Genomic DNA, 14,760 nt, shown 5'->3' on the forward strand with positions numbered 1-14,760 from the left:
AGGGTGGGTGGTGGCTGAGCGGAGGGGCCTGCGTCTGTCGGGGCGGCGTACCGCAGAAGGGCGTAAGGAGTGCCGGGGGTCGTTGCCGCTCGGTGGCTTCCTTGGGCTCGCCCGTACTCTGGAGAGGTGAGTACCACCCCTGATTTCGAGCGGGACGCTGAGCCCCAGGCCGGTCCTGCTGCCCCGGACTCCGCCGTCGAGGGAGACGGTGACCGTGGGCAGGCGGATGCTTCCGAGACCGCGTCTGAGCCCGCGACCGTGGCCCCTCGGCGGGCGGCCCCCAAGTCTGCCGCGGCGCTGATCTTCGACGACCCGCTGAACCAGCAGTCCTCGGACGACACCGACAGGGGCTGGGGCGAACGGCCGGCCGGTGGAGACAGCGCCTCCGACCTCGCCCGCTTTCTCGCCGAGAAGCCGCCCCATCACCTCTGAGGGCCCTGAAATCTCGGAGCGCCCTGAAATTCCGGAGACCTGGGAGACCCCGGAGATCCCTGAAGCTCTGGAGGTCTCGAAGACCTTGGAGGTCCGGGAGACTCGGGAGACGACCTCGGAGATCTCGAAGCTCTCGGGGACCCCTGGGGCGGCCGCCCGGCGTGGCCGCTTCTGACCTGCTAGCTCTGCGTCCTCTGGGCGCCGATCGTGCCGGAGGTGGAGGAGGGCACGGGAGCAGCAGAGGTGGCGCGCTGTGCGATGAGAGCGTCGCGGATCTCGGTGAGCAGTTCGACCTCGGTCGGGGCCAGCGGGGTGTTGTCGATCGGCTTCCTGGCCGCCTGGCGCTCCTTCCACTTGGTCATCGGAAGGATCATGAGGAAGTAGACGACCCCGGCGGTGATCAGGAAGGTCAGTGCGGAACTGAGCACCGACCCCCAGAGGACGTAGATCCCGTCGGTGAACGCGCCCGTCTTCTTGTCCGTGTGGCAGGTGGTGAGGCACGCCTTGTAGTTGTCGAGGTTCTGCGAACCCAGAGCGCCGACGATCGGGTTGATCACGCCCTTGACCACGGCGTTGACGATGTTGGTGAACGCCGCACCGACAACGACCGCGACCGCGAGTTCTATGACGTTGCCCCGCATCAGGAATTCCTTGAACCCCTGCAGGACGCCCTTGCTCTCGCTCACCTGACAGCCTCTTTCCACGTTCACGACGCTCACCACGGACGGTGCACGAACAATCAGCACCGCAACTTACGGCAGGGCACGGCAGCGCTGTCCAGTCGGGCAACACGACCCGGCGATTGAACCGGCGGGTGAACCAGTGACCGGCCAGGGCGTTGGTGCTGGTCCGGCGAGTGGGTTTCGTGCGGTGGACCGGCCCGACGGTTCCGGTGCGGGCGGCGCGCCACCGTTGGCGCGACCGGCCCCGGTCCCCCGCGGCAGGTGCCCTGCCACTCGCAGCAGTTTCGCGGGCGGTGTGCGCAGAAGCCACTCGATCTTGCGGCATGGCTAGCGCCCTCCCAGGGCCGCCGTCGACGGGCAGCCCGTCGCGGGTAAGGCTCGTACGGTCCCGTACGAGGCCGCGCCGGCCAGAGCTGCGGCGGCCATCGCGAGCCCGGCGATCAGCATGCGGCGCGGCCCTGCCCTGCCCCATCCACCCCTGCCACCGCCGGCTCGTACCGGTGGAAAGTGGGGCACTTCACACCGCGGGGGAGTGGGGAGAGGCGGCGATGAGAGGTCGGACGAGAGAGCAGACGAGAGATCGGACGAGAGATCGGAGGAAGGGGCGGGATTGCGCGAGGCGAATGGGGCGAGGGAGGTGAGCGGAGGGTACGGCGTCGTGGGCATGGTGGTACCGCCTTGGGTGGTGAGGGGCTCGTCGGCGACTCGTAGGTCGGAGATCCGAGATCGGAGACCGGAGACCGCGAATCGGACGAGCCTCGGTGGAATCGGCGAGCACCACCGTGCCGTATTGCGCCTGTGCCTGCTGTGGCCTGTGGAGAAGCTTCGGGATGTGGATAACTTCGCCACTCGGGTGGGGGACGAGCGGGGCAGGAAAAAGGTGGCGGGCCCGAGCCTGGCCCCCGGCCCAGCTCCGGCCCCCGGCCCAGCCCCGGTCCCCGGCCCGCCAGGCGCCTTACGGCAGTTCGATGCCCAGGTCCCAGCCCGCGTGGGCGTCGGCGCAGGGGCAGGTGCGGTCGGTGGACCGGGGCAGCGCGGCGACCGCGTCGAAGAGGACCTCGCGGAGCCGGCCGACATTCTGGGCGAAGACCTGGAGGACTTCCTCGTGGGAGACGCCGTCGCCGGTCTCGGTGCCCGCGTCCAAGTCGGTGACCAGGGTCAACGAGGTGTAGCAGAGGGTCAGTTCGCGGGCCAGGACCGCCTCGGGGTGACCGGTCATCCCGACCACGGACCAGCCCTGGGCGGCGTGCCAGCGGGATTCGGCGCGGGTCGAGAAGCGCGGGCCCTCGATGACGACGAGCGTGCCGCCGTCGACCGGTTCCCACTCGCGGCCGCGGGCGGCGGCGAGGGCGGCCTGGCGGCCGGCGGGGCAGTAAGGGTCGGCGAACGTCAGGTGGACGACGTTGGGGACGCTCCCGTCGGGCAGCGGCTCGCCGTCGAAGTAGGTCTGGACGCGGGCCTTGGTGCGGTCCACGAGCTGGTCGGGGACCAGCAGCGTGCCGGGGCCGTATTCGGGGCGCAGCCCGCCGACCGCGCACGGGCCGAGGACCTGGCGTACGCCGAGCGAGCGCAGCGCCCACAGGTTGGCGCGGTAGTTGATGCGGTGCGGCGGGAGGCGGTGGTCGCGGCCGTGCCGGGGGAGGAAGGCGACCTGGCGGCCGGCGATCTCGCCGAGGAACACCGAGTCGCTGGGGCGACCGTACGGGGTATCGACCGTGATCTCGGTCACGTCGTCGAGGAAGGAGTAGAAGCCCGAACCGCCTATTACGCCTATTTCCGCGTCAGCCATGGCGGTCACCTTAGCGGGGGCGGCCACCACGAGATCCGCCACCCCGGGGGCGTGCATGCAGCCGATCGAGGCGGCAGCGGACCGGAGACGACAGCGGAACGGAGACAACAGCGGACCGAGGCGGCAGCGAGCCGGAGGCGGCAGCGGACCGGAATGGAGCGGACCCGCATGGAGCGAACCGGAACCCAGCGACCGGAATGCAGCGGACCGGCATGCAGCAGGCCCCGCCGTCCGATGACGGCGGGGCCCGAAGGTGTCTGTGCTGCCGGACTACCGGTCTGCCGGCCCTGCCGGACTGCCGGCGCTGCCGGTCAGGCTCAGGCGGCGGAGCTGGTGCTCGACGCGCTTCCGGAGGACGACGTGGCGGGCGCGGACGGCTTGCTGTCGGAGCCGGAGCTGCTCGACGAGGAGCCGGCGGAGTCCGAGGACGACGTCGTGCTCGACGAGGAGGAGCTCTTCGCGGGGCTGCTGCTGGACGACGAGCCGCGGCTGTCGTTGCGGTAGAAGCCGGAACCCTTGAAGACGATGCCGACCGCGGAGAACACCTTCTTCAGGCGTCCGTTGCAGCTGGGGCACTCCGTCAGCGCGTCGTCGGTGAACTTCTGCACCGCCTCAAGGCCCTCGCCGCACGCGGTGCACTGGTACTGGTAGGTCGGCACTTGACTTCCTCCTGGCACTCTCACTCGATGAGTGCTAACGACGCTCCATATTGCAGTATTCCGGCGCGTCAGTCCACTGCGACCGGGCAGACGGTGACCGACCCCACGTCCGGGGCCGGTCCGTGACGGACGGCGGCGGGCGCTCGCCGGAACCCGGCCAGCCGCCCGCCGGCCCCCACCGGCACCCGTCGCCGCACCCGTCCGCACCCGTCCGCGCTCGCCCCCTCAGGCGTTCGCCAGCTCCCGCCCGCGGTCCTCGGCCGCCGTGCCCGTTCCGGCGCCGGAGTCGGCCCCGGACGCCGTGTCCCGCCGGTCCGCGTCGGCCGCGTCGGACGAGGAGCGCGGCAGCAGGTGGGCGCGCAGGGCCAGCAGCACCACCAGGGCCAGGGCCGTTCCGGCCAGGGGGACCAGGAAGCCGGTGCTGGGGCTGAAGCGGTCGGTGAGCTGGCCGGCGGAGGTGGCGGCGACGGCCTGGCCCAGGGCGACCGCGCCGGTCAGCCAGGTGAACGCCTCCGTGCGTGCCGCGGCCGGGACCAGGGACTCCACCAGGGTGTAGCCGGTGATCAGGGCGGGGGCGATGCAGAGACCGACGACCAGGCCGACGGCGCCCAGCAGCGGTACCGCGGTCACCGCCCACAGCGGGGTGGTGGCCAGCGCCAGCAGCCCGTAGGCGACCAGCAGCCGGCGGCGCGGGCCGACCTTCCAGGCGATGGCGCCGCAGGCGATCCCGGCGAGCATGTTGCCGCCGGCGAAGATTCCGTAGAGCAGGCCGTTGATGCCGGGCTGGCCGATGGCCTGGGTGAACGCGGTCAGCGAGACCTGCATGCCGCCGAAGACGGCGCCGATGCCGAGGAACGCCACGATCAGCACGCGGACGCCGGGGACCGACAGGGCCGAGACGCGCGGCCGGTCGTCGGTCTGCGCCCGGTGGACGGGCGGCTGGGTGCGGCGCTGGGAGGCGAAGAGCAGGCCGCCGGCCAGGGTCAGTACGGCCTCGGCGATCAGGCCGGCGGCCGGGTGGATGCCGGTGCACAGCGCGGTCGCCAGGACCGGGCCGACCACGAAGGTGAACTCGTCGGTCACCGACTCGAAGGCGGCCGCCGTCGGCATCAGCGGGCTGCCGCCGAGCCGGGACGCCCAGCGGGCCCGCACCATCGGGCCGACCTGCGGAGTCGAGGCGCCCGTGGGGACGGCCACGGCGAGCAGCGCCCACAGGGGGGCGTGCGCCAGGGCCAGGACGATCAGCGCCGCGACACCGGCGGTGTGCACGAGGATGCCGGGGATCAGCACCGCGCGCTGACCGAAACGGTCGGCGAGCTTGCCGCTCTGCGGGGCGAACAGTGCCATCGAGACACCGGTGGCGGCCGAGACCGCGCCGGCGGTGCCGTAGGAGCCGGTGGTGGACTGGACGAGCAGCACGATGCCGATGGTCAGCATCGCGAACGGCTGCCGGGCCAGGAAGCCGGGCAGGAGGAAGGTCCACGCACCAGGGGTGCGGAGCAGTTGTCCGTAACCGGGACGGGAGTGCTTGACCGCGGATGCCACGGCCGGGCCTTTCTGCCGCCTGGTAGCGCGTCGCCGCGAGGTCGTCACGGGTACGCGCCGAGAGCTGTCCTCTCGCGCTGGACCGAGTGATACCGCGTGGTCCGCACCCCGAGAGGGTGGCTGCAGGTGGCAGGGGACCGCGGCCGCCGAGCGGTCGCGCCAGCTCTGCATCAGGCAGAGGTGGTTCGTCTGTTGTTCCTTCTTCATTGTACAGGCCCGAGCGGGTGAAGCCCTGGGATTGACCAGTGCTTCACCCGCTTTTCCTTGGGTTGCTTGGAGATGTTGGCCACATTGCGGGGCGGCCCGCCGCCGTGGCCCTGCGGACGTCAGTGGTGGCCGTGACCGCGCCGTCGTGTGGTGGCGCCGGTGCCCAGCCAGCCGGCCAGCTTGCCGCCCCGGGAGACTGCCTGCAGCCGCCGCTCGGCCGCGTCGCGCACCGGGTCCGTGGCGACGACCAGCAGTTCGTCGCCGCGCCGCAGCACGGTCGACGGCGACGGCACGAAACTGGAGCCGTCCCGGACGACGAGGGTGACCGCGGCGCCCGCCGGCATCCGCAGCTCGCCGACCTCGACGCCGTGCATCCGGGAGGCCGGCCCGATGGACGTCGACAGCAGATGGCCGCGCAGCCGCTCCAGCGGGGCGGACTCGATGCCCAGGTCGGCGGGCTCCTCGCCGTCGCCCAGCCGGAGGTGCCGGGCGAGCCAGGGCAGCGTCGGCCCCTGGATCAGGGTGTAGACCACGACCAGGACGAAGACGATGTTGAAGACGCCCTCACTGCCGGGGACGGCGCCCACCATCGGGATGGTGGCCAGCACGATGGGGACCGCGCCGCGCAGGCCGGCCCACGACAGCAGGGTCTTCTCCTGCCAGGACATGTGGAACGGCAGCAGCGAGACGAACACCGAGGTCGGGCGGGCGACGAGGGTGAGGATCATGCCGATGACCAGGGCCGGCACCACGTCGTCGAGGAGGTTGTGCGGGGTGACCAGCAGGCCCAGCAGGACGAACATGCCGATCTGGCCGATCCAGCCGAGCCCCTCGGCGAAGCCGCGGGTGGCCGGGGCGTGCGGCAGCTTGGCGTTGCCGAGGACCATCGCGGCCAGATAGACGGCGAGGAAGCCCGAGCCGTGCGCCAGTGCGCCGGCGGCGTAGGCGGAGACCGCGATGGCCATGACGGCGATGGGGTAGAGACCGGAGGCCGGCAGCGCCACGTGTCGCATGCAGTAGGCGCCGAGCCAGCCGATCGCGAGGCCGAGGGCGGCGCCGATCGCCAGCTCCAGGGCGATCTCACCGAGGAGGACGTACCAATGGTCGACCTCTCGCGGGGTGGAGAAGGCGACGACCAGGATGACCACCGGGGCGTCGTTGAAGCCGGATTCCGCTTCGAGGACACCCGAGAGCCGGGCCGGCAGCGGCACGCTGCGCAGGACGGAGAAGACCGCCGCGGCGTCCGTGGACGAGACCACGGCGCCGATCAGCAGCGCCTGCCGCCAGCCGAGTCCGGCCAGATAGTGTGCTCCGGCCGCGGTGACCCCCACGCTCACCGCGACGCCGACCGTCGACAGCACCGCCGCCTGGGGCAGTGCCGGCCTGATCTCTTTCCACTTGGTGCCCAGACCGCCCTCGGCGAGGATCACGACCAGCGCGGCATAGCCCAGGAGTTGGGTCAGCTGGGCGTCGTCGAAGACGACCCCGCCGAGGCCGTCCTGGCCCATGGCGATGCCTATCCCCAGGTAGATGAGCAGGCTGGGGAGCCCGCTGCGCGAGGAGAGCCGTACCGCGGCGACCGCGATGAGCAGTACGAGCGAGCAGAGCAGCAGGAGTTCGTTGAGGTGGTCGACAGTCAGGAGCTGGTCCTTCCTCGCACGGGTTCCGAAAAGCGACGGTCCGGGGGTGGTCTTCGGGCGCTCTTTCCTTACCGTATCTAGTTACTGAGACTAACAATTTACCATTGCTTGAAGGTTGGGGGTGCTGGCGGTGACTCCGCGTAGGGGTCGCCGAACCCGTGCGCCTATGGTTGCTCCAGCACTCCCACCCTGCCCCTCGAAGGACAGAGATGCCCGCCAACAAGTCCGGCCCAGTCCCCAGGAAGAAGAAGGGGCGGCGCGGCCGCCTCGTCGCCATCACGGTCGTGCTGCTGCTCGTGGCGGGCATCGGCTTCGGCGCGTTCTGGGGAGTCAGCACCGTACGGGCCTCGTTCCCGCAGACCACCGGCTCGCTCAAACTCCCGGGCCTGGCCGACCCGGTGGACGTCGTCCGCGACGCCAACGGCATCCCACAGATCTACGCCGACACCGACGAGGACCTCTTCCGCGCCCAGGGCTACGTCCAGGCCCAGGACCGCTTCTGGGAGATGGACGTCCGGCGCCACATGACCGCCGGCCGGCTGTCCGAGATGTTCGGCAAGAGCCAGGTCAAGACCGATGAGTTCCTGCGCACGCTGGGCTGGCACCGGGTCGCGCAGCAGGAGTACGACACCAAGCTCTCGCCCAGCACCAAGAAGTACCTCCAGGCGTACTCCGCCGGCGTCAACGCCTACCTCAAGGACCACGAGGGCTCGGCGCTCTCCCTGGAGTACGCGGCGCTGGACTTCGAGAACGACTACAAGCCCGAGAAGTGGACGCCGGCCGACTCGGTGGCCTGGCTCAAGGCGATGGCCTGGGACCTGCGCGGCAACATGCAGGAGGAGATCGACCGGTCCCTGATGACCAGCCGCTTCAACCAGCAGCAGATCAACGAGCTCTACCCGGCATACCCGTACAAGCGGAACAAGCCGATCGTGGACGGCGGCGCGGTCGACCCGGCCACCAAGAAGTTCACGCCCAAGGGCTCGGCCAACGCCACCCCGGCCGGCGGCGCCGTCAACGGACTCCGGTCCCAGCTGTCCTCGCTGTCCAAGACGGTGAACGAGGTCCCGGCGCTGCTCGGCCCCAACGGCAACGGCATCGGCTCCAACTCCTGGGTCGTCTCCGGCGCGCACACCACCACCGGCAAGCCGCTGCTCGCCAACGACCCGCACCTGGCACCGCAGATGCCCTCGCTCTGGTACCAGATGGGCCTGCACTGCCGTAACACCGGCCCCAAGTGCGGCTACGACGTCTCCGGCTTCACCTTCGCCGGGATGCCCGGCGTCGTCATCGGCCACAACCAGGACATCTCCTGGGGCATGACCAACCTCGGCGCCGACGTCACCGACCTCTATCTGGAGAAGGTCAACGCCGACGGCTACCTCTACGACGACAAGCAGCGGCCGTTCCGCACGCGCAAGGAGACCATCAAGGTCGCCGGCGGCGAGAGCCACCAGATCACCGTCCGCGCCACCAACAACGGCCCGATCGTCTCCGACCGCGACGACGAACTCGGCAACGTCGGCAAGGACGCCCCCGTCGGCAACGCCGCCCCGGACCGCGGCGACGGCTACGCCGTCTCGCTCCGCTGGACCGCGCTCGACCCCGGCCGCTCCATGGACGCCGTCTTCGAGCTCAACCGCGCCCAGGACTGGACCGGCTTCCGCAAGGCCGCCGCGCACTTCGAGGTGCCCTCGCAGAACCTGGTCTACGCCGACACCAAGGGCAACATCGGCTACCAGGCACCCGGCCGGATCCCGGTCCGCGGCAAGGGCGACGGCCACTTCGACGGCACCTACCCGGCGCCCGGCTGGGACGCGCGCTACCAGTGGAAGAACTACATCCCGCAGGCCGCCCTGCCGTACGAGTACAACCCCGGGCGCGGCTACATCGTCACCGCCAACCAGGCCGTCACCGACGAGAAGTACCCGTACCTGATCACCAAGGACTGGGGCTACGGTTCGCGCAGCCAGCGGATCAACGACCTGATCGAGTCGAAGATCAAGGACGGCGGCAAGGTCTCCACCGACGACATGCAGGCCTTCCAGAAGGACAACAGCAGTGAGATCGCCCGGCTGCTGACGCCCTACCTGACGAAGATCGACATCAAGGACAAGTACGTCCGCGACGCCCAGCAGCTGCTGGAGGGCTGGGACTTCACCCAGGAGCCCGACTCCGCCGCGGCCGCCTACTTCAACGCCGTCTGGCGCAACACCCTCAAGCTCGCCTTCGGCAACAAGATGCCCAAGGAACTGCGTCCCGAGGGCCAGTGCCTCACCGTCCGCCCGGCCGACGAGACCGGCCCCGCCGACGAGAACGACACCTACGTCCGCGAATGCGGCGAGCGGGCCGGCGACACCGCCCAGCCCGACGGCGGCGACCGCTGGTACGAGGTCGTCCGCAACCTCCTCGACGACCCCGGCAACGCCTGGTGGAAGACCGAGGACCGGCCCGGCCGCCCCGGCGACAAGAACCGCGACCAGCTCCTCGCGCACGCCATGAAGGACGCCCGCTACGAGCTGACCTCCAAACTGGGCAAGAACATCGACAACTGGACCTGGGGCCGGCTGCACCAGATGTTCCTGAAGAACCAGACCCTGGGCACCGACGGTCCCGGGATGCTGCAGGGCCTGTTCAACCGCGGCCCGTGGAACCTCGGCGGCGGTGAGGCCGCGGTCGACGCCACCGGCTGGAACGCGGCCGGCGGCTACAAGGTCACCTGGGTCCCGTCCATGCGGATGGTCGTCAACCTCGCCGACCTCGACAAGTCCCGCTGGATCAACCTCACCGGCGCCTCCGGCCACGCCTACGAGGCCCACTATTACGACCAGACCGACAAGTGGGCCAAGGGCGAGCTGCTGCCCTGGGCGTACAGCGAGGACGCCGTCAAGCAGGCCGGCAAGGACACCCTGACGCTGTCGCCGTAAGGCCGCGGCCGTCACGAGCCGACGGGCGGGCCGGAGATCTCCCACGGGACGGTCTCCGGCCCGCCCGTCGGCGTTCGGGCCCCCGGTCCGGCGGGCTCAGTGCCGGAACCGGTGGACCCCCGACGGGGTCACCGCGGCGTGCACCCGCCGGTCGTGCGGCTCGGCCGGCACCTCGTCCCGCACCTCCGCGTCGAAGAGCAGCACCACCAGGTGCGCCGGGGCCCCGGCCCGGTCCAGCCGCTCCAGCACCCGGTCGTACGAGCCGCCGCCGCGGCCCAGCCGCACCCCGTCGCGGTCCACCGCCAGGCCCGGCAGCAGCACCACGTCCGCCTGCGTGACCGCCTGCGGGCCCAGCCGCTCACCGGCCGGTTCGTGCAGCCCCCAGCCCGCCGGCACCAGGCGGTCGGCACCCTCGTACGGCGCCCAGTCGAGATCGTTGTCCGGCATCAGCACCGGCAGCAGCACCCGCACCCCCGCCTCCCGCAGCCGGTCCAGCAGGGCCCCGGTGGGCGGCTCCGAGCCCATCGACACGTACGCCGCCACCGTCGGCCGGCGGGCGGCCCCCTCGTCCGCCGTCGACGGGGCCAGGAACGGGGCCAACTCCTCCAGTTCCAGGGTCCGTCGGGCCAGTGCCTCGCCCGCCGCCGCGAGGACATCCGGCGGCAATGATCTCCTTACCTCCTGGAGATCCCGCCGCAACCTTCGTTTCCTATCGTGCTGCTTGCTCACTGTGTGCCCTTGCTCCCGCTCTCATGCTCTATTCACCGGACCCTCATCATCGTTCCGAAAGGGCCGGTTATGGTGTCGCGCATGACTCCATCGCACACACGGATCAGCAAGGCTGTCATTCCGGCAGCCGGCCTCGGCACCAGGTTTCTCCCCGCCACGAAGGCCACACCCAAGGAGATGCTCCCGGTCGTCGACAAGCCCGCCATCCAGTACGTGGTGGAGGAGGCGGCCGCCGCCGGGCTCTCCGACGTCCTGATGGTCACCGGCCGCAACAAGCGCCCCCTTGAGGACCACTTCGACCGCAACTACGAACTCGAAGAGGCCCTGCACCGCAAGGGCGACGAGTCCCGGCTCGCCAAGGTCCAGGAATCCAGCGACCTGGCGACCATGCACTACGTCCGCCAGGGCGACCCCAAGGGCCTCGGCCACGCGGTGCTGTGCGCCGCGCCCCACGTCGGCGACCAGCCCTTCGCCGTGCTCCTCGGTGACGACCTCATCGACCCCCGCGACCCCCTGCTGGCCCGCATGGTCGAGGTGCAGGAACAGCACGGCGGCTCGGTCATCGCCCTCATGGAGGTCGACCCGGCCCAGATCCACCTCTACGGCTGCGCGGCCGCCGCCCCCACCGGCGACGACGACGTGGTCACCGTCTCCGACCTGGTCGAGAAGCCCGACCCGGCCGAGGCCCCCAGCAACCTCGCGATCATCGGCCGCTACGTCCTCGACCCGGCCGTCTTCGAGGTGCTGCGCAAGACCGACCCCGGCCGCGGCGGCGAGATCCAGCTCACCGACGCCCTCCAGGCGCTCGCCGCCGACCCGTCGCTCGGCGGCCCGGTGCACGGCGTCGTCTTCAAGGGCCGGCGCTATGACACCGGTGACCGTGGCGACTATCTGCGTGCCATTGTCAGACTCGCATGCGAACGTGAAGACCTGGGCCCCGACTTCCGGACCTGGCTTCGCAGTTACGTCACCGAGGAGATGTAGGACGTTGAACCCCGCCACCGGCCAGACCAGCCACCCGGACCGCGTCTGGTCGGTGGCCGAGCACCTCGACGACGTCCTGTCGAAGATCGACCCGCTGGACCCGATCGAGCTGCAGCTCCTCGACGCCCAGGGCTGCGTCCTGGTCGAGGACGTCACCGTCACCGTCCCCCTGCCGCCCTTCGACAACAGCTCCATGGACGGCTACGCGGTCCGCGCCGCCGACGTCGCGCCGGCCACCGAGGCCGCCCCGGTCACCCTGACCGTCATCGGCGACGTCGCGGCCGGCAGCGGCGAGCTCCCCGAGGTCGGCCCCGGCCAGGCCGCCCGCATCATGACCGGCGCCCCCCTCCCGCCCGGCGCCGAGGCCGTCGTCCCCGTCGAATGGACCGACGGCGGCGCCGGAGCAGGCCCGGCCGCCACGATGGAGGCCCACAGCGCCGCCCCCGAGGGCGCCGGCGGCGAGGTCCGCGTCCACCGCCCGGCCCCGGCCGGCGCCCACATCCGCACCCGCGGCAGCGACGTCACCCAAGGAGAGCTCGCACTGCGCGCCGGCACCCTCCTCGGCCCCTCCCAGATCGGCCTGCTCGCCGCCCTCGGCCGCGGCACGGTACGGGTCCGCCCGCGCCCCCGCGTCGTGGTGGTGTCCACCGGCAGCGAACTCGTCCAGCCCGGCGAGGCGTTGGGCCCCGGCCAGATCCACGACTCCAACAGCTTCCAGCTCACCGCCGCGGCCCGCGCCGCCGGCGCCCTCGCCTACCGCGTCGGCGCGGTCGCCGACGACGCCGAGACCCTGCGCGCCACCCTGGAGGACCAGCTCATCCGGGCCGACGTCCTCGTCACCAGCGGCGGCGTCAGCGTCGGCGCGTACGACGTGGTCAAGGAGACCCTGGCCGGCCTCTCCGCGGACGAGGGGAAGGTCGAGTTCCGCAAGCTCGCCATGCAGCCCGGCAAGCCCCAGGGCTTCGGCCTCATCGGCCCCGACGACATCCCGCTGCTGGCCCTGCCCGGCAACCCCGTCAGCAGTTACGTCTCCTTCGAGCTGTTCGTCCGCCCGGTCATCCGCGCCCTGATGGGCCTGCCGGACGTCCACCGCCCGACCACCACGGCCCGCTGCACCACCGCCCTCGCCTCCTCGCCCAAGGGCAAGCGGCAGTTCCTGCGCGGCTCCTACGACGCCGACGCCGGCACCGTCACCCCGGTCGGCGGCGCCGGCTCCCACCTGATCAAGGCCATGGCGCACGCCAACGCGCTGATCGTCGTCCCCGAGGACACCACCGAGGTCCCCGAGGGCGCCGACGTGGACGTCGTCCCGCTCGGATAACCGGCCCCCGAAAACCCGTACCGGGTGCTCCGCGGCCACCGGAGGTACGGTGTCGTCCCACAGGCGGCAGTTTTGACCGGGAGAACGATGAGCAGCGGCCAGCAACACCTCACCCACCTCGACGCGGCGGGCGCGGCCCGCATGGTCGACGTCTCGGCCAAGGACGTCACCGCCCGCACCGCCCGCGCCCGCGGCCGGGTGCTGGTGTCGCCGCAGGTCATCGCGTTGCTGCGGGGTGAGGGCATGCCCAAGGGCGATGCCCTGGCCACCGCCCGGATCGCCGGGATCATGGGCGCCAAGCGCACCCCCGAGCTGATCCCGCTCTGCCACCCGCTGGCCGTCTCCGGGGTGAAGGTGGACCTCTCGGTCACCGACGAGGCCGTGGAGATCACCGCCACCGTCAAGACCACCGACCGCACCGGCGTGGAGATGGAGGCGCTCACCGCCGTCTCCGTGGCCGCCCTCACCGTCGTGGACATGATCAAGGCGGTCGACAAGGCCGCGGTGATCTCCGACATCCGCGTCGAGGAGAAGACCGGCGGCAAGTCCGGCGACTGGACCCGGTCATGACCCCCGCCCGCGCCCTGGTCGTCACCGCCTCCAACCGCGCCGCCGCCGGCGTCTACGAGGACAAGGGCGGACCCCTGCTCGCCGAGGGCCTGACCGCCATGGGCTTCGAGGTCGACGGACCCGAGGTCGTCCCCGACGGCGACCCGGTCGAGGCCGCCCTGCGCCGGGCCGTCGACTCGTCGCGGTACGCCGTCGTCCTCACCACCGGCGGCACCGGCATCTCACCCACCGACCGCACCCCCGAGGCCACCGCCCGGGTGCTGGACTACGAGGTCCCCGGCATCCCCGAGGCGATCCGCGCCGCTGGCCGCGACAAGGTCCCCACCGCGGCGCTCTCCCGCGGTCGCGCCGGCGTCGCCGGCACGACCCTGATCGTCAACCTCCCCGGCTCCTCCGGCGGGGTCCGCGACGGCCTGGCCGTCCTGGCCGAGCTGCTGCCGCACGCCGTCGACCAGATCCGCGGCGGCGACCACCCCAGACCCTCCGGGAGCCCGAGCTGAACGCGCCCTGGCCCGTGGTCCTGACGGACGGTGAGATCACCCTCCGCCCGATAAAGCTGCGCGACCAGCGGGCCTGGCGCGAGGTCAACCGCCGTAACCGTGACTGGCTGCGGCCCTGGGAAGCCACCATTCCGCCGCCCCCGCCCGGTCTCGTCCCGCCGCACCGGCCCACCTACCGCCAGATGGTCCGCCATCTGCGCGCGGAGGCGCACGCCGGCCGGATGCTCCCGTTCGTCGTGGAATTCCAGGGCCGCCTCGTCGGACAACTCACCGTCGCCGGCATCACCTGGGGCTCGATGTGCTCCGGCCATATCGGCTACTGGGTCGACCAGGAAGTCGCCGGCCGCGGTGTCATCCCGACCGCCGTCGCGCTCGCCGTCGACCACTGCTTCCGCAGCGTCGGACTGCACCGCATCGAGGTCTGCATTCGCCCGGAGAACTCCCCGAGCCGGCGGGTGGTGGAAAAGCTCGGTTTTCGCGAGGAAGGTCTCCGCCCGCGCTACCTCCACATCGACGGCGCCTGGCGCGACCACGCGGTTTACGCCCTCACCGCGGAAGAAGTCCCGGAGGGCCTGCTCAGCCGCTGGCGCCGGGAGAATCCCAGCAGGCCCGGCACCGCCCCCGGCATGCCTCATAAATGAAATAAACGTTCGAATGCAATCCCCAATTGGCCGGATTGGGGTGGGTGCGGATCTCTACCATCACAAAAAAGTTCGAGATATCAGCCAGATCGTGCGACACACCGGCCCAATTGGCGGATGGCCCCCTGCAAAC

At 71.3% G+C, this 14,760-nt stretch carries 13 protein-coding genes; 7 read left to right on the forward strand and 6 right to left on the reverse strand.

Annotation, left to right across the window (positions count from 1 at the left end; all coding sequences use genetic code 11):
• Nucleotides 1-126: 126 nt before the first annotated feature.
• On the forward strand, nucleotides 127-432 hold the full coding sequence (locus ACZ7MX_RS15655) for a hypothetical protein (protein ID WP_472132301.1): 306 nt from the start codon (nucleotides 127-129) through the stop codon (nucleotides 430-432).
• Nucleotides 433-611: 179 nt separating this feature from the next.
• On the opposite strand, the gene mscL is transcribed toward ACZ7MX_RS15655, so the two are convergent.
• The 5 genes from mscL to ACZ7MX_RS15680 all read right to left on the reverse strand — a co-directional run bounded on the left by mscL (nucleotide 612) and on the right by ACZ7MX_RS15680 (nucleotide 6,955).
• The gene (gene mscL, locus ACZ7MX_RS15660; protein ID WP_472132303.1) at nucleotides 612-1,118 is read right to left on the reverse strand and encodes a large conductance mechanosensitive channel protein MscL; all 507 of its coding nucleotides are present in this window, start codon (nucleotides 1,116-1,118) and stop codon (nucleotides 612-614) included.
• Between the two features lie 952 nt (nucleotides 1,119-2,070).
• Nucleotides 2,071-2,904, reverse strand: coding sequence for an S-methyl-5'-thioadenosine phosphorylase (locus tag ACZ7MX_RS15665; protein WP_472132305.1), 834 nt, complete (start codon nucleotides 2,902-2,904; stop codon nucleotides 2,071-2,073).
• Nucleotides 2,905-3,221: 317 nt separating this feature from the next.
• A complete protein-coding gene (locus ACZ7MX_RS15670) occupies nucleotides 3,222-3,563 on the reverse strand; it encodes an FmdB family zinc ribbon protein (protein ID WP_472132307.1) in 342 nt (113 codons plus the stop codon).
• Between the two features lie 225 nt (nucleotides 3,564-3,788).
• On the reverse strand, nucleotides 3,789-5,108 hold the full coding sequence (locus tag ACZ7MX_RS15675; protein ID WP_472132309.1) for an MFS transporter: 1,320 nt from the start codon (nucleotides 5,106-5,108) through the stop codon (nucleotides 3,789-3,791).
• Nucleotides 5,109-5,434: 326 nt separating this feature from the next.
• A complete protein-coding gene (locus ACZ7MX_RS15680) occupies nucleotides 5,435-6,955 on the reverse strand; it encodes a potassium/proton antiporter (RefSeq protein WP_472132547.1) in 1,521 nt (506 codons plus the stop codon).
• A 209-nt stretch (nucleotides 6,956-7,164) separates the two neighbouring features.
• Between ACZ7MX_RS15680 and ACZ7MX_RS15685 the strand changes: the two genes are divergently transcribed.
• Nucleotides 7,165-9,882 (forward strand): penicillin acylase family protein, encoded by a 2,718-nt coding sequence (locus ACZ7MX_RS15685; RefSeq protein WP_472132311.1) that lies wholly within the window; start codon nucleotides 7,165-7,167, stop codon nucleotides 9,880-9,882.
• 96 nt (nucleotides 9,883-9,978) lie between these two features.
• Here ACZ7MX_RS15685 and ACZ7MX_RS15690 read toward each other — a convergent pair whose 3' ends face one another.
• Nucleotides 9,979-10,581, reverse strand: a complete 603-nt coding sequence (locus ACZ7MX_RS15690; protein ID WP_472132313.1) for a 5-formyltetrahydrofolate cyclo-ligase — start codon at nucleotides 10,579-10,581, stop codon at nucleotides 9,979-9,981.
• A gap of 111 nt (nucleotides 10,582-10,692) precedes the next feature.
• Between ACZ7MX_RS15690 and galU the strand changes: the two genes are divergently transcribed.
• From galU to ACZ7MX_RS15715, 5 genes are all read left to right on the forward strand, one after another.
• The gene (gene galU / locus ACZ7MX_RS15695) at nucleotides 10,693-11,595 is read left to right on the forward strand and encodes a UTP--glucose-1-phosphate uridylyltransferase GalU (RefSeq protein ID WP_030413383.1); all 903 of its coding nucleotides are present in this window, start codon (nucleotides 10,693-10,695) and stop codon (nucleotides 11,593-11,595) included.
• 4 nt (nucleotides 11,596-11,599) lie between these two features.
• A complete protein-coding gene (gene glp, locus ACZ7MX_RS15700; RefSeq protein WP_472132315.1) occupies nucleotides 11,600-12,916 on the forward strand; it encodes a molybdotransferase-like divisome protein Glp in 1,317 nt (438 codons plus the stop codon).
• 87 nt (nucleotides 12,917-13,003) lie between these two features.
• Nucleotides 13,004-13,486, forward strand: a complete 483-nt coding sequence (moaC, locus tag ACZ7MX_RS15705) for a cyclic pyranopterin monophosphate synthase MoaC (protein ID WP_472132317.1) — start codon at nucleotides 13,004-13,006, stop codon at nucleotides 13,484-13,486.
• The gene (locus ACZ7MX_RS15710) at nucleotides 13,483-13,986 is read left to right on the forward strand and encodes a MogA/MoaB family molybdenum cofactor biosynthesis protein (protein ID WP_472132319.1); all 504 of its coding nucleotides are present in this window, start codon (nucleotides 13,483-13,485) and stop codon (nucleotides 13,984-13,986) included. The genes moaC and ACZ7MX_RS15710 overlap by 4 nt, the downstream gene beginning before the upstream one ends.
• 14 nt (nucleotides 13,987-14,000) lie before the next feature.
• On the forward strand, nucleotides 14,001-14,627 hold the full coding sequence (locus ACZ7MX_RS15715) for a GNAT family N-acetyltransferase (protein WP_472132321.1): 627 nt from the start codon (nucleotides 14,001-14,003) through the stop codon (nucleotides 14,625-14,627).
• Nucleotides 14,628-14,760 lie beyond the last annotated feature (133 nt).

It is taken from the genome of Streptomyces sp. NPDC107765, from assembly GCF_055657085.1.

Bases quoted from the DNA above. Each gene is read 5' to 3' on its own strand.
- ACZ7MX_RS15710 (WP_472132319.1), top strand. From the start codon at position 13,483: ATGACCCCCGCCCGCGCCCTGGTCGTCACCGCCTCCAACCGCGCCGCC.
- moaC (WP_472132317.1), top strand. From the start codon at position 13,004: ATGAGCAGCGGCCAGCAACACCTCACCCACCTCGACGCGGCGGGCGCG.
- ACZ7MX_RS15665 (WP_472132305.1), bottom strand. From the start codon at position 2,904: ATGGCTGACGCGGAAATAGGCGTAATAGGCGGTTCGGGCTTCTACTCC.
- ACZ7MX_RS15685 (WP_472132311.1), top strand. From the start codon at position 7,165: ATGCCCGCCAACAAGTCCGGCCCAGTCCCCAGGAAGAAGAAGGGGCGG.
- galU (WP_030413383.1), top strand. From the start codon at position 10,693: ATGACTCCATCGCACACACGGATCAGCAAGGCTGTCATTCCGGCAGCC.